Genomic DNA, 21,261 nt, shown 5'->3' on the forward strand with positions numbered 1-21,261 from the left:
GTAAAGACGGGCCATGCCTGGCCTCTCGGAAATAAAAAACAGGGCGCGGTGTCAACGACACCGCGCCAGATATTACCCAGTCAAATCAGTACTGCGAACCCGGAATCCAGTTGGTACCCGCCAGCGGCACACGTGCCATCGCGGCCGATTCCACGGTCAGTGCCACCAGGTCCTCGGGGTCGAGGTTGTGCAGGTGCGACTTGCCGCAGGCGCGGGCCATGGTCTGGGCTTCCAGCACCAGTACACGCAAATAGTTTGCCAAGCGGCGGCCGCCTTCGACCGGGTCGAGACGTTTCGACAGTTCCGGGTCCTGGGTGGTGATGCCCGCAGGGTCCCGGCCATTCTGCCAATCGTCATAGAAACCGGCCGCGGAGCCGATCTTTTTCAGCTCTTCGTCCAGGCGCGGGTGGTTGTCGCCCAGCGCGATCAGGGCCGCTGTACCGATGGCCACCGCGTCGGCGCCCAGGGCCATGGCCTTGGCCACGTCTGCACCATTACGGATCCCGCCGGAGACGATCAACTGCACTTTGCGGTGCATGCCCATCTCTTGCAGCGCCTGAACCGCTTGTGGAATAGCTGGCAGAATCGGGATGCCGACGTGTTCGATGAACACTTCCTGAGTGGCGGCGGTGCCGCCCTGCATACCGTCGAGCACGATCACATCGGCACCGGCTTTGACCGCCAGTTTCACATCGTAGTAAGGACGGCTGGCGCCGATCTTCACGTAGATGGGTTTTTCCCAGTCGGTGATCTCACGGATCTCGGCAATCTTGATCGCCAGGTCGTCGGGACCGGTCCAGTCCGGGTGACGGCAAGCCGAACGCTGGTCGACGCCGATCGGCAAGGTGCGCATGCCAGCCACACGCTCGGTGACTTTCATACCCAGCAGCATGCCGCCGCCGCCCGGCTTGGCGCCCTGGCCCAGAACGATTTCGATGGCATCGGCCTTGCGCAGGTCGTCCGGGTTCATGCCGTAGCGCGACGGCAGGTATTGATAAACCAGGTGCTGCGACTGGCCGCGCTCTTCAGGGGTCATGCCGCCGTCGCCGGTGGTGGTGCTGGTGCCGGCGATGCTGGCACCACGGCCAAGGGCCTCTTTGGCATTGGCCGACAGCGCGCCGAAGCTCATGCCGGCAATGGTGACCGGAATTTTCAGGTACAGCGGTTTTTTCGCGAAGCGGTTGCCGAGCACCACGTCGGTGCCGCATTTCTCGCGATAGCCTTCAAGTGGATAACGCGACACGCTGGCGCCCAGCAGCAGCAAGTCGTCGAAGTGCGGCAGCTTGCGCTTGGTGCCGCCACCACGGATGTCATAGATACCGGTTTCGGCAGCGCGCTGGATTTCCTGGATGGTCAGGCGATCGAAGGTGGCCGATTCGCGCAGCACGGGAGGTTGCTTGTCTGTCATGGTCTTGCTCCTGAATCAGTACGCGCTGGCGTTATCGACTTTGAAGTTGTACAGCTGACGGGCCGAGCCGTAGCGTTTGAAATCGGCGGCGTTCTCTTTGAAGCCGGCGCGATTGAGCAACTCCTGCAACTCTTCAAGGTGTTCGGCGCGCATCTCTTTTTCGATGCAGTCCGACCCCAGCGACTCGACGCTGCCTTTGACGAAGATTTTGGTTTCGTACAGCGAGTCGCCCAACGCATCGCCGGCATCGCCACACACCACCAGGCGCCCGGCCTGGCCCATGAAGCAGCTCATGTGGCCGATGCTGCCACCGACGACGATGTCGATGCCTTTCATCGAGATGCCGCAGCGGGCGCCGGCATCGCCTTCGATGACCAGCAGGCCACCGTGAGCGGTCGCGCCGGCCGCCTGAGAGGCGCTGCCCTTGACGCGTACATAGCCGCTCATCATGTTTTCGGCGCAGCCCACGCCGACGTTGCCGTGTACGGTGATCGAGGCTTTCTGGTTCATGCCGGCGCAGTAGTAGCCCGCATGCCCCTGAATGTCGATGGACACCGCTTCGTTGACGCCGACAGCCAGGTTATGCGCGCCATTGGCATGGGTGACCACCCACTCGCGGTCCTGCACATTGTTGACCTGGTCGTGCAGCGCCTGGTTGAGGTCACGCACGGTTGCTACGGATAGATCGATGGTTTTCATGCTGCGTGCTCCTTAGGCCGACTCGCGTTCCCAGATGTACATGGTGGCGGGAACGGGTTCCCAGACTTTGGCCTTCTCGATGCCCGGCAGGCTCGACAGCGCTTGATACTCCGAAGCCATGGCGACGTAGTCGTCGGTTTCGGCGAGGATCGCAGGCTTGCAGGCAATCGGGTCGCGGATCACCGCAAAGCCGTTGCGGGTGCCGATGGCGAAGGTAAAGAAGCCGTCCAGTGCTTCCAGCGAGTTATCCAGGGCCTGCTTGAGGGAATCGCCCTGCTGCAGGCGCCAGGCCAGGTAACCGGCGGCGACTTCAGTATCGTTTTCGGTCTCGAAGTTGATGCCTTCGCGGCGCAGTTCCTGACGCAGGCGGAAGTGGTTCGACAGCGAGCCGTTGTGCACCAGGCACAGGTCGGCGCCGGTGGAGAACGGGTGGCTGCCTTCCATGGTCACCGCGCTTTCAGTGGCCATGCGGGTGTGGCCAATGATGTGACTGCCCTTCATCGAGGCCAGGCCGAAACGTTCAGAGATTTCCTTGGGCAAGCCCATGCCCTTGAGGATTTCGATGCTCTGGCCGGCACTCATGATGCGCACGGTCGGTGCCAGTTCAGTGAGAGCGGCACGTACCGGGGCTTCTTCGGCCTTGATTTTCAGCACGATGGCACTGGCGTTCTGGAACCAGTCCAGCTCGGCATCGAGCTTGCCTTGCAGTGCGCCGATCAGCGCCTTGAAGTCATAGCCTTCAGTGGTGGCTTGCAGGGTCAGCTTGACCCAGCCATCGGCCACTTCATCACCATAAATGGCAAAGCCTGCGCTGTCCGGACCACGGTCGGTCATGGCTTCGAGCATCGGCTCGAACAGCTTGCCCAGCTGAGACTCCAGCGCCGGGTTCTTAAGGTACAAACCAACAATCCCACACATAACGGCAGTCCTCACTTTGTTCGGGAGCGGCAAGCTGCAAGTTGCAAGCTGACCGAGTTGATACGAAGATTTTTGCAACGCCACGAACCGCATTTACTTGCCGCTTGTGGCTTGAAACTTGAAGCTGCCGCCCAGCAGCCTCAGAAGAATTCGGTGTAGCGCTTCACTTCCCAGTCACTCACATGGCGGCTGTATTCCACCCATTCCATGCGCTTGAGCTTGATGAATTCGCCGACGATTTCCTGGCCCAGCACTTCGCTGAACAGCGGGTCGGCTTCCAGTGCGTCGCAGGCTTCCTTGAGCGATTGCGGCAGGGTCTTGATGCCGCGTGCGGCGATTTCTTCCAGGCTCAGCTTGTAGAGGTTCTCGTTGCAGACCTGGTCGATTTCCAGCTTGCGGTCGATGCCGTCAAGGCCGGCAGCGATGATCGCGGCGCTGACCAGGTACGGGTTGCAACCGGCGTCCGGCAGGCGGAATTCCAGGCGGCCGTACGGCACGCGGACCATCGCCGAGCGGTTATTGGCGCCGAAGGCAATAAAGGCCGGGGCCCAAGTAGCGCCGGACAACGAGTTGCCGACCACCAGGCGCTTGTAAGAGTTGACGGTCGGTGCGGCGAAGGCGCACAGCGCAGGACCATGGGCCAGGAGGCCTGCGGCGAAGTGGTAGGCCATTTTCGACAAGCCCATGCCGCTCGGGTCGCTGGCGTCATGGAACAGGTTCTTGTTGGTCGCGCTGGCGATCGACAAGTGAAAGTGCATGCCGTTGCCGGCGCGCTTGGGATCGGGCTTGGGCATGAACGAGCAGATCATGCCCATGTCGTTGGCGATCTCGCCGGCGGCCATGCGGAAGAAAGTGAAGCGGTCGGCCGATTCCATGGCGTCGCTGTAGGTGTAGTTGATCTCGAACTGGCCGTTGGCGTCTTCGTGGTCGATCTGGTAAATGTCGAAACCGACCGGTTGCAGGGCTTCGGTCAGACGCTCGAGAAATTCACGAGACCGCGACAAGCCTTTGTAGTCGTAGCACGGCTTGTCCAGATCATCGCTGGCGTCGACCAGTTGCAGCTTGCCGGCGCTGTCGCGCTTGAACAGGCTGAACTCCGGCTCCAGGCCGGTATTGAGGGTCCAGCCACGATCGCTCAGGCGTTCGACCTGCTTTTGCAACACATAACGGCTGTCGTATGGCCAGGGCTTGCCATCGACATGACCGATGCACACCACCCGGCCATACCCTGGCTGCCACGGCACCGGTGTCAGCGACGACAGGTCGCCCTTGGCCATGAAGTCCGGGCCATGCGGCTCCATGCCCATGCCGCAGATGGCGAAACCGGCAAAACCGGCGCCCGCTTCGGCAACCATTTCCAGGCCGTTGACCGGCACCGATTTGGTCTTGGACGAGCCGTGGATATCCACGAACTGAGCCAGCACATACTTGATGCCGTGCTCCTGGATCAGACGCTGCGTTTCGGGTGGCAACATGAGGCGGGACTCCTGGGTCGAAAGCAAAAGTGGAGAGTGGAAAACTGTCGTTTCACTGCCTGGACCCCATCTTATTCCATTCAGGAAACTTACTTTCACTACAGGAATGCAAGGCGCTTGCCAGTTTTGCCAGAGCGGCGCGAAATTCGCTTGAACGAGGTTTTTCGTCTGTATATATGGGAAACTCTTTTTCCCACTGCGAATAATCCATTCGGTGCTGACCAAAACGAATGAATAAATGCACTTTCCCAGTGCGAAATAAAAATTATTGAACGGAAACCGTGCAAACCTTATGAGCCATGAAGACCCTCCCAAGCTCAAGCTTGAGCAATACCTGGGCATCCAGATCAAGCGCCAGCGCCAGGCGCAGGAACTCAAGCTCGCCGACGTGGCGCGCATTGCCGGTATCAGCCAGGGGATGTTGAGCAAGATCGAAAACGCCCAGGTGTCGACCAGCCTGGACAACCTCAGCCGTCTTTGCGACGTGCTGGGCATGCCGATGTCCAAGCTGTTCAGCCAGTACGACCAGCAAGGCAGCAGCGCGCTGCTGGTCAAGGCCGATGAAGGGCTGGAGGTGGTACGCCGCGGTACCGAGAAGGGCCACACCTATCACCTGCTCAACCACACCCGTGGGCCGAAGAAGAGTTTCGAGGCCTACATGGTGAGCATGGACGACGCCAGCGAGGAGTTTCCGACCTTCTCGCACCCCGGCACCGAGTTCCTGCATTTGCTTGAAGGCGAGCTGATCTACCGCCACGGCAACCAGCTGTACCGCATGCAGGCCGGCGACAGCCTGACCTTCGACGGCGATATCCCGCATGGGCCGGAGCAACTGGTGCAGGTGCCGATTCGCCTGTTGTCGATCATGAACTACGGCGAATCCTGAAACCCCGCGATCAGCCTTTGCGTTGCAGGGTGTGATAACCCAAAGCTTCGCGGGCTTGCTTCAGGGTTTTACCTTCGCTGATCAGCGCACGGATATCAGCTTCGACCGCTTCGATCTGCCGTGCGGTTTCGGCCACTTCACGGGCGCGCCCGCGCGGCACCACGACCACGCCGTTGGCGTCGGCAATCACGATGTCGCGCGGGCACACCCGCGCCTCACCGATCGACACCGGCTGGTTGACCGCCTCCACCTGCACACGGTCCTTGCCGGTGCGCATGAAACGTCCCTTGGTGAACAGCGGGTAGCCATCGCCCAGCGCCTTGTTGACGTCGCGGCAGACGCCGTCGATCACCGTGGCGGCAATGTTCCGGGCCCCTGCGTACTGGGTCATGATGTCGCCCCACACCGTGCAATCGGTGCGGCCGTCATTGTCGATGACCACCACATCGCCTTCGGCGACGTCTTCGATAAAGTCACCGACGGTGCCTGGTGGCGTACTGGCGCTGACGTAACGCACGGTGAACGCAGGGCCGACGATAACCTGCTTGTAGTTGTCCAGCGGCATCACCCCGAAGCAGTGACCCGGCAGGCCGAGTTTATCCATGGCGTCGGAAACCCCCGGCGTATCGAGCCCGGCAAACAGGGCGGTGAGTTCTTGGTCTTCGGGATGCATATCAGGCTCCTGCAACGGCAGTGGTTTTCTGGGGAATGGGTTCGGCAATGGTCAGCAGCAACACGAAGCTGATGAACGAGCCGATGGCCAGGTAGGAGAACACGTAGTTCCAGCCATAGCTGTCCAGCAACAGGCCGGTCAGGAAAGGCGTTGCCGCCGCGCCCAACTGGCCGATCATGTTGACGATGGCATTGGCCACCGGAAAGGTCGCCTTGCTGGCCAGCGCCATCGGGTAAGTCATGTAGGAAGAAAAGCCCAGGCTCAGGACGATGCCGGTGAGCATCAGCAGCAGCCCGTACGACAACGGGTCAGCCGGCGAATTGATCAGCAGGTACATCATCAACGAGGTGCCGAGGGCCGACAGCAGCATGCCCGGCTTGCGCCGCCCGCCCAACAGACGGTCCGAGCAATAGCCGCCGAACAGGTTACCCAGCACGGCGCCGACCCAGGGCGCAGCCGACACCAGGCCCATGTTCATCACCGAGAAGCCCTTGACGGTCATCAGGTAGGTCGGAATCCATGCCAGCAACACGCTCGATACTCCCAGCTGGAAACAGTAGCTGGTGGCGCAGCCCCAGATATTCCACGAACGGAACACCTGACGTTTGCTTTCAAGCGGCGTTTCTTCACGGCGGCGAATGAACACGTCGAGTTTTTTCAACCATGTGCCGGCAGGTTTTGTAGCCGGTGCCACGTCTGCCTGACCGGCGATTTCAGCCGGGGTTTTATCGGCGATATAGTCCAGCTCTGCCTGATTGACGAAGCGGCTCTTGGACGGATGATCAGCGACCAGAAAATACCAGACGATCGACAGCAAAATGCCGGGAATCGCAAAGAAGTAGAACACCTCGCGCCAGCCCCACACCGAGATGATCACCGCACACAACGGCGGCACGATCACCGGCCCGAACTTGACCGCCGACAGAAAAATGCCCGAGGCGATGCCCTTCTCGCGGGTCGGAAACCAGTTGTTGATCGTGGTGGTCATGCTGATCGGCAGTGGCCCTTCCGCCAGGCCCAGGCCAAAGCGGTAAATCTTCAGTGCCAGCAACGAGCCCGCCGTGCCGACCAGCCCGGTCAGCACCGAGGTCATGATCATCGCGGTCGGCAGGATCTTGCTCACGCCCAGGCGGCCGAACGCCAGGCCTGCAGGAATTTGCGCAAGGGCATATGCCAGCAGGAACAGACTCATCAAACCGCCGGCTTCGGCGTTGGTCATCTCGAACTCTTTGCGGATGAAGGGCAGCGCGACACCCAGATTGGCCCGGTCGGCGGCGGCGATGGTGTAAATCGAGAAGATCAGCCCGGCCACGACCCAGCGATAAGAACTTCGCAAAGAGACACTTCGTGGAGAGACACTGCGTGTTCTGGCTACTGCAGAGGCCTTGGCCTGTTCAACGGTTGGCATGTCGATACCCTTATTTTTGTAATTCGCCGGGTAATCTAGGGCCAACAAAGCCTCAAAAAAAGCGACAAATACTCACCCCGTATCATCACTTTTAGTGAACAATCCCGCCTTTAAACTCAACATCGATCAGCCAGCGCGTTGAACGCACGGGGTATGCAGTGATTACGTTGAAGCAACTTGAGGCCATCTACTGGATCGTTGAGCTGGGCAGTTTCGAGGCCGCCTCGGCCAAGCTGAACATGTCGCAGTCGGCCATTTCCAAACGTGTGCAGGAGCTTGAAGAAGCCTTCGGCGTGTCGATTTTCGACCGCTCCAGGCGCAGTGCGCGCCTGACCCACAAAGGCTGCGAACTCTACGAGTGCGCCGTCGAGATGCTGCGTCAGCGTGATGATCTGCTGGAGCGCATCAGTTCGAAAGAAACCTTGGTCAGGCGCTTTCGGCTCGGGGTAACCGAGCTGACGGCCCTGACCTGGCTGCCAGCGCTGGTCGAACAGATTCACCAGACCTACCCCAAAGTCACGCTGGAGCCCTCCATCGAACTGAGCACCGACCTGTTTCGCAAGCTGGAGAACGACCAACTCGACCTGATCATCGTGCCGGATATCTTCCGCGACAGCCGTTTCGTCACCACGCCACTCAAGGACGTCGAGAATGCATGGATGTGCGCGCCGTCACTGCATCAAAGCGATGAGCCCATCGACCTGCAGCGGCTGGCCTCGTTCACCGTACTCACTCAGGGCGGCAGCTCGGGCACCGGGCTGATCTACGAGCGCTGGCTGGCGGAACACGATGTGCGCTTGAACACGACCCTGACCAGCCACTACCTGGTCGCCCAGGTGGGGCTGACCATTGCTGGCGTGGGCATCAGCTATTTGCCCAGGCAATGCCTGAGCCCGGTGATAGATCAGGGCCGGCTAAAGGTGCTGAACACGCAAATGCCGTTGCCACGCATCGGCTATGCCGCCGTGCATCGAGTTGACCGCTTGCAAGGCCTGAGCGTTGAAGTATCGCGCCTGGCGCAACAGTGCTGCGATTTCAGCCGGCTGATTCTGCAATGCTGAGGCACAGCACTGCCAACAGAAAAATTACTTAAATCGATGATTAATCATCCATAAATATCGCTAAAAGTAGCGGCGCTACTTGCCTACCATCGATGCCCATCCCCACGGGGTTCACATCATTCTGGAGGTTGTCATGCCGTTACCCGGGTCTCGTATTTTTCCATCCCCTGCCCTTGCGCCGGCACATTTGATCGAAGCGTTCGCTTCGGTGGTCACGCCGCACATCAGCGACAACCTGGGCCGGCATATCGGCGCACGCGGGCTGACCCGCTATAACCGCAGCGGCAAGCTGGTCGGCACCGCATTGACCGTCAAGACCCGTCCGGGCGACAACCTTTACATCTACAAGGCGCTGACCCTGCTCGAACCCGGCCATGTGCTGGTGATCGATGCCCAGGGCGATACCAACAACGCGGTGATCGGTGAACTGATCAAGCTCTATGCCGAGCAGCGCGGTTGTGTCGGCTTTATCGTCGACGGCGCGATTCGCGATGTCGAAAGCTTCGAGAACAGCCCGTGCTATGCGCGCAGCGTCGTGCATTGCGGCCCGTACAAGACCGGGCCCGGCGAAATCAACGTCCCGGTGTCGATCGGCGGCATGATCGTCAATCCCGGCGATATCGTGGTCGGCGACGAAGACGGTTTCGTCGCGTTTGCCCAGGACATTGCCGAGCAGGTGCTGGCAAAGGCCCGCGAACACGAAGCGCATGAAGAACAGGTAAAGGCCGAGATCGCCACCGGGGCGATCGATCAATCGTGGCTGGAAAAAGTGCTGGAAAAGGCCGGGCTGGCCAACTGAGCGAATTTAAACATTTTTCGCTTGACGCCAACTCGTAGGACTAATACCGATCAGTCAAGCCGGATTTCGTCTGGCACCGAATACGCAGGAGATCACCCGACGCCACAGCGCCGCGCTGTCGCGCAGCAAACATGGGATGTAGGAGGGGCCGGTAGGCGTCCCGATCTGCCGGAATGCCGGACCATCGCGATCGGCTGCGCAGCAGTCGTAGATTCGCAGCGTTTCGACGATTTCTGTGAGCGCTTCGCGCTCAATCGCGAGCAGAGCTCCCTCCTACATCGGTTTTTTAAACTCAATAAAATCAATAACTTATTTTATGTTTGATGAGAGATCGCCCGTCGCCATGGCGCCGCGCTGTCGCGCAGCAAACATGGGACCTTTAGGAGGGAGCTCTGCCGGAATGCCGGACCATCGCGATCGGCTGCGCAGCAGTCGTAGATTTGTAGCGTTTCGACGATTTCTGTGAGCGCTTTGCGCTCAATCGCCAGCAGAGCTGCCTCCTACAAGTGGTGTTTTTAATTCAATAAAATCAATAACTTATTTTATGTTTGATGAGAGTGAGCGTTAGCTCGCGAAAGGGCCAGTAAAATCAACACATTCGTAGTGATTGTGCGGCCGCATTCGCGATGCTGCGCTCACTCCGAGTCCATGTGTCCTTAACTGATCGATCCTACAGATTCTCCCTCCGCCTTAATTTCCCCTCAAGAAAAAAACTTTCCAGATTTGTCTGGACGGCACGCCCTCTTTCACCTATAAAACGACCTCAAGAATATTTAATTCCCATCAGGAATTTTTATTCACCCCTGAAAAACATTTTTACCCCTGAATTTTCGCCCTGCGCTGAGCTGCCGCCACTTTCCGAGGACGTGCCATGCAACACGAAAAGAACCATTTCATCCTGAAAATCAGTTGTCCTGCGACCTCCGGCATCGTCGCGGCGGTGACCTCGTATCTGGCCGGCAACGCTTGCTACATCGGTGAAATGGCCCAGTTCGATGACGAGTTCAGCGGTCGGTTCTTTATGCGTGCCGTATTCCGTTTCAACGACGGTCACCAGGGCGATATCAAGCAGCTCAAGGCCGGTTTCGCCGATGTCGCCGGCAACTTCGCTATGGACTGGGAGCTGCATGACACCCGCGAGCCGATGCGCGTGCTGTTGATGGTGAGCAAATTCGACCACTGCCTGACCGACCTCTTGTACCGCTACCACAAGGGCGAGATGGACATGAACATCACCGCCATCGTCTCCAACCACCTCGACCTGCGGCCCATGGCCGAGCGCGAAGGCATTCGCTTTATCTATCTGCCAGTGAACAAGGACAACAAGGCCGCACAAGAAGCGGCGCTGATGCAGGTGGTCAATGACACCGGCACCGAACTGGTGGTGCTGGCGCGCTACATGCAGATTCTATCCGACGACTTGTGCAAGCAACTTTCAGGCCGCGCGATCAACATCCACCACTCGTTTTTGCCCGGCTTCAAGGGCGCCAAGCCGTATCACCAGGCGTACGAGCGCGGCGTCAAGCTGATCGGCGCCACCGCGCACTACGTCACCAGCGATCTGGACGAAGGCCCGATCATCGAGCAGGAAGTGCAGCGGGTGGACCATGTCTACCTGCCGGATGACCTGGTCGTCACCGGGCGCAATACCGAAACCGTGGCCCTGTCCAAGGCGGTCAAGTACCACCTGGAACACCGCGTCTTCCTTAATACCGACCGTACGGTGATCTTCCGGTGAATACCTCCAGGCTTATCGACGGCAAGGCCGCAGCGGCGCGTGTGCTGCAACAGGTCAAGCAAGATGTACTGGCCCTTGAAGCGCAAGGCATCACGCCAGCGCTGGCGGTGATTCTGGTCGGCGAAGACCCGGCCAGCCAGGTGTATGTGCGCAACAAGATCCTGCGCGCCGAAGAGTGCGGCATTCGTTCTATCGAACATCGCCTGGCGGCTGATTGCGCCGAAGACCGCTTGCTGGCGCTGATCGCCGAGCTGAACGCGGATCCTTTGGTCAACGGCATCCTGCTGCAGTTGCCACTGCCGAAGCACATCGAAGAAACCCGCGCCCTGCAAGCCATTGACCCGCGCAAGGACGTCGATGGCTTCCATAGCGAAAACGTCGGTGGCCTGAGTCAGGGCCGCGAGGTGCTGGCGCCCTGCACGCCCACCGGCTGCCTGTACCTGCTGGAGCAAACCCTGGGCGATCTTGCCGGCAAGCACGCCGTGGTGATCGGTCGCTCGAACATCGTCGGTAAACCCATGGCCGCACTGCTGCTCAAGGCGCACTGCTCGGTCACCGTGGTGCACTCGCGCAGTACCGATGCCCAGGCGTTGTGCAAGCTGGCCGACATCGTTATTGCCGCCGTCGGCAAGCCACGCATGATCGACGCCAGCTGGCTCAAGCCCGGTGCGGTGGTCATCGATGTCGGCATCAACCGTATTCAGGATGGCGAGCGCAGCCGGCTGGTCGGCGATGTCGATTTCGACAGCGCCCTGCCCCACGTGTCGGCGATCACCCCGGTGCCCGGCGGTGTCGGGCCGATGACCATCGCCTTTCTGATGCACAACACCGTGACCGCTGCCCGTCAGCAGTTGCAATCCCACGCTCAGCCCCTTAACAGCCAGCCGGAGGCCGCATGCCTTTCAGTCTATTGAAATACGGGCTCAGCTCGGAGTACCCGGTCGAGGTCGACCTGCCGGCGCCCAAAGAACTCAAGCCCAGCTATGACGTGGTGATCATCGGCGGCGGCGGCCATGGCCTGGCCACGGCGTATTACCTGTCCAGATACCACGGCATCACCAACATTGCCGTGCTGGAAAAAGGCTACCTGGGCGGCGGCAACACCGCGCGTAACACGGCGGTGATCCGCTCCAACTACTTAACCTCCGAAGGCGTGCGCTTCTACGCCGAATCGGTGCGCATGTTCGAAGGCCTGTCCAACGAGTTCGACTTCAACATCATGTACTCGCATCGCGGCCAGCTGACCCTGGCGCACACCGACGCCACGGTGCGTTCGTTCCGTCAGCGGGCCGAGGTCAACAAGCATTTTGGCGGGCGCACCGAGATGATCGACCGCCAGCAGATTCGCGAACTGGTACCGACCCTCAACCTCGACCCCGGCCATCTGCCGGTGATCGCAGGCTTGTGGCACATCGACGGTGCTACAGCGCGGCACGACGCCGTGGCCTGGGGCTACACCAAGCAGGCGGCCAAGCGTGGGGTCGAGATTCACCAGCTCACCGAAGTGCAGGAACTGGTCATCGACAACGGCACCATCACGGCGGTGAAAACCAATCGCGGCACCATCCAGTGCGGCTGTGCGGTGCAGGCGGTGGCGGGCATGAGCTCGCAGATGATGAAAAAGGCCGGCATCCGTTCGCCGATCCAGACCTTCCCGTTGCAGGCGATGGTCACCCAGCCGTTCAAGCCGTTTCTAGACCCGCTGGTGAGTTCTTCGGCGCTGCACTGCTATGTGCAGCAGACCAGCCGTGGCGAGGTGGTGTTCGGCGGCGGCTCCGATCCGTATCCGCTGTTCAACACCCGCTCGACGCTGGACCTGAAAGAAAGCCTGCTGGCCCATGCCATCGAGATGTTCCCGTTTCTGGCCAACGCCAAGTTGATGCGCCAGTGGGCCGGGATCACCGACATGACCCCGGACTACAGCCCGATCATGGGCCTGTCGCCGGTGAAGAATTACTACCTCGACGCCGGCTGGGGCACCTGGGGCTTCAAGGCCACGCCGATCTGCGGCAAGACCATGGCCGAACTGGTCGCCAGCGGCGGCAAGGTGCCGGACCTGATCAAGCCGTTTGGCCTGGAACGTTTCTCGACCTTCCAGCAAGTCAACGAAATGGGCGCGACAGCGGCCAGCCATTGAGTGAGGAGTAATAGATGAAAGTCATGACATGCCCGCTCAACGGGCCGCGCAATATCAGCGAGTTCACCTACGGTGGCGAGTTCAAGGTCATGCCCGACCCGCAAACCTGCAGCGACGCCGAGTGGGCCGACTACGTGTTCAACAGCGAAGACACCCTGGGGGTGGTTCGCGAATGGTGGATGCATAACCCGTCGAGCTACTGGTTTCTGGCCGAGCGCCACACCGGCAGCGATGAAATCATCCGCACCTTCGACCCGCGCGAGCTGTTCAACAGCCGCGTCGACTTCACCGCCTCCGGCCCCAAATCCACTCAGGAGATCGCAGGATGAGTACCGCCAACCGCCTGCCCGCCCCCATGGGCCTGCTGATCGACCGCGATAAAGCGCTGAGTTTCAGCTTCGACGGCAAGACCTACCAGGGCCTGCAAGGCGACAGCATCGCCAGCGCCCTGCTCGCCAACGGCCGCTACCTGCTGTCGCGCTCGTTCAAGTACCACCGCCCGCGCGGGCCGCTGAGCATGGCCGGCCAGGACGCCAATACGCTGGTGCAACTGCCGCGCGAACCCAACGTGCTGGCCGACACCTTTGCCTTGCAACACAACCTGCAAGTCACCGGGCAGAACTTCAACGGCTCGCTGGACAACGACAAGGACGCCCTGCTCGGCAAGTTCTCCAGATTCATGCCGGTAGGCTTCTATTACCGCTCCTTCTACAAGCCCAAGGGCATGTGGAAAGTCTGGGAGCCGGTGATTCGTAAAAAGGCCGGCCTCGGCGTGCTGGATTTGACCTTCCAGCCCGAGTACTACGACAAGGCTTACCTGTTCACTGATCTGGCCGTGATTGGCGCCGGTCCCGCCGGCCTGCAAGCGGCGCTGACCGCCGCCAATGCCGGCGCCAAGGTGCTGCTGATCGAGCAACAGCCGATTCTTGGCGGCTCGCTGACCTACGCCCGCTTCGACCTGCAAGGCCAGCGTGCCGAACAGTTGCGGCGTGAACTGGTGGCGGCCGTGGAAAGCCACGCCAATATCCAGGTGCTCAAGCAGGCAACCTGCAACGCCTGGTTCACCGACAACTATTTGCCGGTGATTCAGGGCAAGCGCATGTACAAGGTCCGCGCCACCCAGTGTCTGGTGTGCAGCGGCGCCTTCGACCAGCCGGTGATCTTCCGCAACAACGACCTGCCCGGCGTGATGCTGACCAGCGCGGCCCAGCGGCTGATGAAGCTGTATGCGGTCAAGCCCGGCCAGCGCGCCGTGGTGCTGACCGGCAACGACGATGGCTACCTGGCGGCGCTGGACCTGCACGACCAAGGCGTGAACGTTGTGGCGCTGGCCGACATGCGCACCCAGCCCTCGGACCGCGCCTTGCTGGTCGAGCTGGAAAAACGCGGCATCACCTGTCACGCCAGCACCACCGTCTATGAGGCCCTGCACGAAAAAGGCATGCGCCACGTCAGCGGTGCCGACCTGCGCAAGATCACCGGCCAGGGCCAGGTAGCGAGCGCTGGCTTTACCGTCGACTGCGACCTGCTGTGCATGTCCGGCGGCTACATGCCGGCCTATCAACTGCTGTGTCAGGCCGGCGGCAAGCTGGCCTATAACGACCAGACCGCCGGCTTCACCCTCAGCGGCCTGCCGGCCAACCTGCGCATTGCCGGTTCCGTGCACAGCTATTACGCGCTGGACAACGTGCTGGCCGACGCGATTCATGCCAGCGCCGAGATCGTCGCCAGCCTCGGTCTGGAGCTGACCGCCAAGCCGTTGCCGTTGAGCGGTGAGGCGCCGGTCAACTTCCCGTGGCCGATCTTCCCGCACCCCAAGGGCAAGGATTTCGTCGACTTCGACGAAGACCTGCAAGTTCAGGACATCATCAACGCCACGCGCATCGGCTACCGCGACGTGCAACTGGTCAAGCGCTATTCCACCGTTGGCATGGGCCCTTCGCAGGGCCGCCATTCGGCGTTGCCGACGGCGCGCCTGGTCGCCGCTTCTACCCAGCGCAGCGTCAGCGAAACCGGCGTGACCACAGCCCGGCCGCCTTTCGAAGCCGAGAAGCTGGCCCACGTCGCTGGCCGCGCGTTTGACCCGTACCGGCAAACGCCGATGCACAGCCGCCATGTGCAGGCCGGCGCGAAAATGATGCCCGCCGGCATCTGGCAGCGTCCGGCCTACTACGGCAAGCCGTCGCAACGCGACGCCTGCATGCAGGCCGAAGCTCATCACGTGCGCACCAAGGTCGGCCTCATCGATGTCTCGACCCTCGGCGGCCTGGACGTGCGCGGCCCGGACGCCGCCGAACTGCTCAACCGCATGTACACCTTCGCCTTTCTCAAACAGCCGGTGGGCCGCTCACGCTATGCGCTGATGACCAACGAACACGGCGTGGTGATCGACGACGGTGTGTGCGCGCGCTTTGCCGAAAACCACTTTTACGTGACGGCGACCACCAGCGGCGTCGATCGCATCTATCAGCAGATGCTCAAGTGGAACGCGCAGTGGCGCCTGAACGTCGACATCGCCAACGTCACCGCGGCCATTTCGGCGGTCAACCTGGCCGGGCCCGACTCGCGCAAGGTGCTGGAAAAAGTCTGCACCGACCTTGATCTGTCAGCTGAAAGCTTCCCGTACCTGGGCGTGCGCACCGGCACCGTGGCCGGCATCAAGGCGCGTTTGCTGCGGGTCGGTTTCGTCGGTGAGCTGGGTTACGAAATCCACGTGCCGGCGCGTTATGCCGTACAGCTGTGGGATGCGCTGGTCGAGGCCGGCAAGGACTTCGACATCAAGCCGTTTGGCGTCGAGACCCAACGCTTGCTGCGTCTGGAAAAAGGCCATGTGATCATCAGCCAGGACACCGATGGCATGACGCACCCGGTCGAGATCGACATGGGCTGGGCGGTCAGCCGCACCAAGCCGTTCTTCGTCGGCCGCCGCTCGGTGGACATCCTCGAAGCCCAGCCGCAAAAGCGCAAACTGGTCGGCTTCACCCTGCCCAAGGCCAGTCCTCTGCCGCTGGAAGGCCATCTGGTGCTGCAAGGCCCGGATATCAGCGGCAACGTCACCTCGTGCGAATACTCGCAAACGCTGGACAAGATCATCGGCCTGGCTTACGCCGCCTTCGATCAGAGCCAGCCCGGCCAGCAGATTCCGATCCGCGTCGAAGACGGCGTGGTGGTCCAGGCCACGGTGGTGCCCTTGCCTTTCTTCGACCCTGAAAACCTGCGTCAGGAGCTTTGAACATGTCCAGCCTTGCCTTTGAAAAACCTGCTGTACAGCGCCCGATCGAAACCGGCACACAATCGCTGTGCACGCTTGAAGACCTGACCGATCTGGCGCGAGTCGGCTTTCGCGGCACGCAAAGCGCCGAGTATTTGCTCGGACGCGGCTTCGAACTGCCTCAGGCGCCGAACCGCGCGGTCACCCAGGCCGACGGCAGTCACGTTGCACGCCTGTCGCAGACCGAATACTTCATCCTCGGCAGCCGCCAGGATGAAGGCCAGCGCATCGCCGACGAAGAAGCGCGCTGGGAGCTGGACCACCTGGCCAACTACCTGCTGCCGCGCCAGGACAGCCATGCCTGGCTGCAACTGTCGGGCGCAGCCGTCAGCGAGGTCATGGCCAAACTGTGCGGCGTCGACCTGCGGCCCCAGGCCTTCGGGCCGGGCGCCGTGGCGCAGACCTCGGCCGCCAGGATCAACGTGATCGTGGTCAATGCAGGCTCTGCGCTGACACCGTGTTTTCAGATCCTGTTCGATCGCTGCTCACGGGAGTATTTCAAGGCCGCCGTGATCGATGCGATGGCAGAGTTTGCCTGATCCCCCCGGAGCCTTGCCCATGATCGAAACCCCGGACAAAGACACCGACTACAGCGTTCCGGCCCTGGCCCGGGGGTTGAGTGTGCTGGGCCTGTTCAATGCGCAGGTGCGCTCGTTGGGCATGCAGGAAATCGCCGAGCAACTGGGGGTCAGTACCTCGGCGATCTACCGGATTCTGTTCACCCTGACCCAGATGGGCTACCTGAACAAACGCAACACCCAATACGAACTCGGCGCGCGGGTGATCAGTGACGGCTTCAGCTATCTGGCCAGCCGCGACATCGTCGATGTCGCCATGCCGCACCTCAACGAATTGCGCGACAAGACCTCGTTGTCGTGCCACCTGAGCATTCGCGAACACACCGACAGCCTGTACCTGTACCGCGCCTTTGCGGCCCAGCGGCTGTCGGTGAACATCCCGGTCGGCACGCGCATCGCCTGCCATTGCACTGCCATGGGGCGCATGCTGCTCACCGAGCTGGACGATGCCCGTTTGGGGGCGCTGTACCAGCATATTCGCCTGGACGACTACCCGGCGCCGGCACCGCGTACCCTGCCTGAACTGCAAGCAATGATCAGTGAAGACCGCGAACGAGGCTGGGTACTGCATCGCTCGGACTACTCCACGGCGATTGCAACCTCGATCAAGGATCACGCCGGCATCGTCACGGCCGCGATCAACCTCTCCGGGCCCGATGCGGTGATGGATTCACAAGGCGCCCGCGAACGTTTTCAGGATTTGTTACTGGCGTGTCGCGAACAGATAAATCAGGCGCTGGGTTATCGGGTAAAAAATACCCCGGCTTGACCCTTCAAGCCGCCGTTGCCCGTTAAAGAATCCGCCAGCCAAGCCGACGCTCTTACTGTACGCCTGTGAAGTAACGGTCTTGCAAAGATCGGCACGCGGCGTGCATCAGCAATTGTGATTTGCGATGTATAAAAAGAAATCCGGAGCCTTATGAATATCAAGCAGAAGCTGACAGGGGCGTTCGCGGTCATCGCGTGCCTGCCCATCGTCGTTGTAGCCAGTATTGTGATCGTCAATCTGCGCAGCGAGGCCACGGACGATTTTGTCGACAACAGCGGACGTGAAATCCGCCAGGTCGAGAACGCCATGCAGTTGTTTCTCGATGGCATCAGCCAGAACGTCGAATACCTGGCCGCCAACCCGTTGCTGGCCAATGCTGGCAACGACGTAAAAAGTTTCATGAGCGCCGACCCGACGACAATACCGGCATCGGAAACCGATAAGCAGTTGTTCGACATGTTCACTCGTCTGGCGCAGAGCCACCCTTCTTATTCATATGTGTCCTATGGTCTGGCCAACGGCAGCTACGCCATGTGGCCCGAAGACAAGACCCTGAAAAACTACGACCCGCGCGTGCGCCCCTGGTACAAGACCGCGCTGGCCAACCCCGGCAAGACCGTGCGCAGCGAGGCTTATTACTGGGCCAACGACGATGCCGTGCTGGTCAGCACCATCCGCGCCATTCCCAACTCGCTGGGCAACCCCGGTGGCGTGGTCAATATCGACGTGTCGCTCAAACAACTGAGCAACATCGTCAAGCAGATCAAGCTGGGCGAAAGCGGCTATCTGGTGTTGCTGGAAAACAACGGCAATGTGCTGGTCGACCCCAAGCAGCCCGAGCATAACTTCAAGAAACTTGGTGAACTGGGCGGCGGCTTTGCCGAGCTGGCCAAATCACCCAAAGGCCTGATCGAAGTCGAACTCAACGGCGAGCGCTACATGGCCAACGTCTATCCGGCCGACAAACTCGGCTGGAGCTTTATCGGCCTGATCAAGCAGGACGAAGTCATGGCCTCGGCCAACAGACTGACCTTACTGATCGGCATTATCGCCGCCGTACTGGCGCTGGTCTTTGCCCTGGTCGGTGCCAGCTTTGCCAGCCTGATCGTGCGGCCCATCAACGGTGTGTCCAGCGGCCTGGAAGGCATCGCCCAAGGCGAAGGCGACCTGACCGTGACCTTGCCGGTGCGTGGCAACGACGAAACGGCACAACTGGCCGGCTGGTTCAACCAGTTTCTCGGTGCCATTCGCAGCCTGATCCAGCACATCGGCCAGGCCGCCTCGCGCATTCTTGACTCTTCGCAAAGCGCCACCCGCGTCTCCGGCGACATGGCTGAAGCCGCCAACCGTCAGCGCGAAGCGGTCGACATGGTTTCGACCGCCTTCCATGAAATGGTCGCCACCGCCAACGAAGTCGCGCGCTCGTGCAGCCAGGCGGCGGATTCTGCCGACACCAGCCAGCAACAGGCGCGCGCCGGGCAAAAGCAGATCGACGATGCGGTAGAAAGCGTCGACCGGTTGAGTGAAGAAATCTCACGCTCAGCCCAGGACATGTCGCAACTGGAGAAAGACAGCAACGATATCCAGTCGATCCTCAACACCATTCGTTCGATTGCCGAGCAGACCAACCTGCTGGCCCTCAACGCCGCCATCGAGGCGGCACGGGCCGGCGAGCAAGGTCGCGGCTTTGCCGTGGTCGCCGACGAGGTCCGTGCGCTGGCCAAGCGCACCGCCGACTCGACTGCCGAAATCGACAGCCTGCTGGGCAACCTGGCCCGTCGCACCGCGTCGGTGGCGCAACAGATGCACTCCAGCCTCGAAGTGTCGCAACAGTCGGTGAGCAAGATCGGCCAGGCGCGCACCAGCTTCGGCCAGATCCGCGAGTCGGTGGATGTGATCCGCGACATGAACACCCAGATCGCCACTGCCGCCGAAGAGCAGCATCAGGTTGCCGAAGACATCAACCGCCACATCAGCCAGATTCACGGCGATGCGCAACTGGTTGTCGAGCTGGCGCAGTCGGCACGTGTCGATTCGCAAAGCCTTGCATCGTTGTCCAATGAGCTGGACGGCCTGGTGCGCAAGTTTCGCACCTGACCTGCACCCTCCCCCGAAAGGCCCTGAACAGGGCCTTTTGTCTTAAAGAAAACCGTTCGTCGGCCGAGATAACATCGTCACATTTCCGAAGTTCCCGGATTTCCTGGGAGGACCTCGCCTGCGTGCATCAGCAGTGGCGTGATCATGGAAGATAAGAACAATCCGGAGACAACATGAACATCAAGCAAAAGCTGACAGGGGCGTTTGCGGTTATCGCCTGCCTGCCCATCGTCGTGGTTGCCAGCATCGTCATCGTCAATCTGCGCACCGAAGCCACCGATAGCTTCGTCGACAGCAGCGGGCGTGAAATTCGTCAGGTCGAGAACGCCATGCAACTGTTCTTCGATGCCATTACCCAGAACGTCGAATACCTGGCGGCCAATCCGTTGCTGACCAAGGCCGGCAATGACGTCAAAAGCTACATGGGCGCCGACAGCAAAAGCATTCCCGAGTCGGACACCGACAAGAACATTGTTGCCCTGTTCAACCGCCTGGGCGCCAGCCACCCGGCCTACAGCTACATCGCCTACGGCCTGGGCAATGGCAGCTATGTGCCGTGGCCCGAAGGCCAGACCATCAACAACTATGACCCGAGGGTACGGCCTTGGTACAAGACAGCGCTGGCAAACCCTGGCAAAGCCATTCGTACCGAGGCTTATTACTGGGCCGGTGACGATGCCGTGCTGGTCAGCACCGTACGCGCCATCGACAATGCGCTGGGCAGCGCTGGCGGCGTGGTCAATATCGACGTGTCGCTCAAGCAACTGACCGGCATCATCAAGCAGATCAAGCTGGGTGAAAGCGGCTACCTGATGCTGATGGAAAACAACGGCACCATTCTGGTCGACCCCAAACAACCCGAGCACAACTTCAAGAAACTCGCCGAACTGGGCGGTGGCTACAGTGAACTGGCCAAGGCCGGCCAGGGCCTGCGCCAGGTGCAAATCAATGGCGAACGCTACATGGCCAACGTCTATCCGGCCGATAAACTGGGCTGGAGCTTCATTGGCCTGATCAAGCAGGACGAAGTCATGGCCTCGGCCAATAAACTGACCTGGCTGATCGGCATTATTGCCGCTGTGCTGGCGCTGGTCTTCGCACTGGTCGGCGCCAGCTTTGCCAGCCTGATCGTGCGGCCGATCAATGGCGTGTCCAGCGGCCTGGAAGGCATCGCCCAGGGCGAAGGCGACCTGACCGTGACCCTGCCGGTGCGTGGCAACGACGAAACCGCGCAACTGGCCGGCTGGTTCAACCAGTTTCTCGGTGCCATCCGCAGCCTGATCCAGCACATTACCCAGGCCGCCAGCCGCGTGCTGGACGCCTCGCACACGGCCACCCGGGTGT

At 60.8% G+C, this 21,261-nt stretch carries 17 protein-coding genes and 2 pseudogenes; 13 read left to right on the plus strand and 6 right to left on the minus strand.

Annotation, left to right across the window (positions count from 1 at the left end; all coding sequences use genetic code 11):
* Positions 1–85: 85 nt before the first annotated feature.
* From ACYP2A_RS07010 to glnT, 4 genes are all read right to left on the minus strand, one after another.
* Positions 86–1,408: an FMN-binding glutamate synthase family protein gene (locus tag ACYP2A_RS07010; RefSeq protein ID WP_459743948.1), complete on the minus strand. Its 1,323-nt coding sequence runs from the start codon at positions 1,406–1,408 to the stop codon at positions 86–88.
* A 15-nt stretch (positions 1,409–1,423) separates the two neighbouring features.
* Positions 1,424–2,107 (minus strand): GltB/FmdC/FwdC-like GXGXG domain-containing protein, encoded by a 684-nt coding sequence (locus tag ACYP2A_RS07015; RefSeq protein WP_459743949.1) that lies wholly within the window; start codon positions 2,105–2,107, stop codon positions 1,424–1,426.
* Between the two features lie 12 nt (positions 2,108–2,119).
* On the minus strand, positions 2,120–3,025 hold the full coding sequence (locus tag ACYP2A_RS07020; RefSeq protein ID WP_459743951.1) for a class II glutamine amidotransferase: 906 nt from the start codon (positions 3,023–3,025) through the stop codon (positions 2,120–2,122).
* 140 nt (positions 3,026–3,165) lie between these two features.
* On the minus strand, positions 3,166–4,500 hold the full coding sequence (glnT, locus tag ACYP2A_RS07025) for a type III glutamate--ammonia ligase (protein ID WP_459743952.1): 1,335 nt from the start codon (positions 4,498–4,500) through the stop codon (positions 3,166–3,168).
* A gap of 292 nt (positions 4,501–4,792) precedes the next feature.
* Between glnT and ACYP2A_RS07030 the strand changes: the two genes are divergently transcribed.
* Complete coding sequence (locus tag ACYP2A_RS07030; RefSeq protein WP_459743954.1) at positions 4,793–5,386, plus strand: helix-turn-helix domain-containing protein; 594 nt, start codon at positions 4,793–4,795, stop codon at positions 5,384–5,386.
* Positions 5,387–5,396: 10 nt separating this feature from the next.
* Here ACYP2A_RS07030 and ACYP2A_RS07035 read toward each other — a convergent pair whose 3' ends face one another.
* The gene (locus ACYP2A_RS07035) at positions 5,397–6,059 is read right to left on the minus strand and encodes an RraA family protein (RefSeq protein WP_459743955.1); all 663 of its coding nucleotides are present in this window, start codon (positions 6,057–6,059) and stop codon (positions 5,397–5,399) included.
* Between the two features lies 1 nt (position 6,060).
* Positions 6,061–7,395: an MFS transporter gene (locus ACYP2A_RS07040; protein ID WP_459743956.1), complete on the minus strand. Its 1,335-nt coding sequence runs from the start codon at positions 7,393–7,395 to the stop codon at positions 6,061–6,063.
* 230 nt (positions 7,396–7,625) lie between these two features.
* Between ACYP2A_RS07040 and ACYP2A_RS07045 the strand changes: the two genes are divergently transcribed.
* The 12 genes and pseudogenes from ACYP2A_RS07045 to ACYP2A_RS07100 form a co-directional block, all read left to right on the plus strand.
* Positions 7,626–8,528 carry a LysR family transcriptional regulator gene (locus ACYP2A_RS07045; protein WP_459743958.1) on the plus strand — a complete coding sequence of 301 codons (903 nt, stop codon included), beginning with the start codon at positions 7,626–7,628 and terminating at the stop codon, positions 8,526–8,528.
* A gap of 133 nt (positions 8,529–8,661) precedes the next feature.
* Positions 8,662–9,327, plus strand: coding sequence for an RraA family protein (locus ACYP2A_RS07050; protein ID WP_459743959.1), 666 nt, complete (start codon positions 8,662–8,664; stop codon positions 9,325–9,327).
* Positions 9,328–10,198: 871 nt separating this feature from the next.
* Complete coding sequence (purU, locus tag ACYP2A_RS07055) at positions 10,199–11,065, plus strand: formyltetrahydrofolate deformylase (RefSeq protein WP_459743961.1); 867 nt, start codon at positions 10,199–10,201, stop codon at positions 11,063–11,065.
* Complete coding sequence (gene folD, locus ACYP2A_RS07060; protein ID WP_459743962.1) at positions 11,062–11,979, plus strand: bifunctional methylenetetrahydrofolate dehydrogenase/methenyltetrahydrofolate cyclohydrolase FolD; 918 nt, start codon at positions 11,062–11,064, stop codon at positions 11,977–11,979. The genes purU and folD overlap by 4 nt, the downstream gene beginning before the upstream one ends.
* Positions 11,961–13,202 (plus strand): FAD-dependent oxidoreductase, encoded by a 1,242-nt coding sequence (locus ACYP2A_RS07065; protein ID WP_459743963.1) that lies wholly within the window; start codon positions 11,961–11,963, stop codon positions 13,200–13,202. The genes folD and ACYP2A_RS07065 overlap by 19 nt, the downstream gene beginning before the upstream one ends.
* A gap of 14 nt (positions 13,203–13,216) precedes the next feature.
* On the plus strand, positions 13,217–13,531 hold the full coding sequence (locus ACYP2A_RS07070; protein ID WP_459743965.1) for a sarcosine oxidase subunit delta: 315 nt from the start codon (positions 13,217–13,219) through the stop codon (positions 13,529–13,531).
* The gene (locus tag ACYP2A_RS07075) at positions 13,528–16,434 is read left to right on the plus strand and encodes a 2Fe-2S iron-sulfur cluster-binding protein (protein ID WP_459743966.1); all 2,907 of its coding nucleotides are present in this window, start codon (positions 13,528–13,530) and stop codon (positions 16,432–16,434) included. Before ACYP2A_RS07070 ends, ACYP2A_RS07075 begins: the two co-directional genes overlap by 4 nt.
* A 2-nt stretch (positions 16,435–16,436) precedes the next feature.
* The gene (locus ACYP2A_RS07080; RefSeq protein WP_459743968.1) at positions 16,437–17,012 is read left to right on the plus strand and encodes a sarcosine oxidase subunit gamma; all 576 of its coding nucleotides are present in this window, start codon (positions 16,437–16,439) and stop codon (positions 17,010–17,012) included.
* Positions 17,013–17,031: 19 nt separating this feature from the next.
* Complete coding sequence (locus ACYP2A_RS07085) at positions 17,032–17,820, plus strand: IclR family transcriptional regulator (RefSeq protein ID WP_459743970.1); 789 nt, start codon at positions 17,032–17,034, stop codon at positions 17,818–17,820.
* 150 nt (positions 17,821–17,970) lie between these two features.
* A pseudogene (locus tag ACYP2A_RS07090) lies at positions 17,971–19,059 on the plus strand (cache domain-containing protein); the annotation flags it as partial.
* 129 nt (positions 19,060–19,188) lie between these two features.
* Positions 19,189–19,917, plus strand: coding sequence for a methyl-accepting chemotaxis protein (locus ACYP2A_RS07095; protein ID WP_459744162.1), 729 nt, complete (start codon positions 19,189–19,191; stop codon positions 19,915–19,917).
* A 329-nt stretch (positions 19,918–20,246) separates the two neighbouring features.
* Positions 20,247–21,179: pseudogene (locus ACYP2A_RS07100) on the plus strand (cache domain-containing sensor histidine kinase); the annotation flags it as partial.
* Positions 21,180–21,261: the final 82 nt, after the last annotated feature.

The sequence above is a fragment of the Pseudomonas sp. 3A(2025) genome (genome assembly GCF_054589175.1).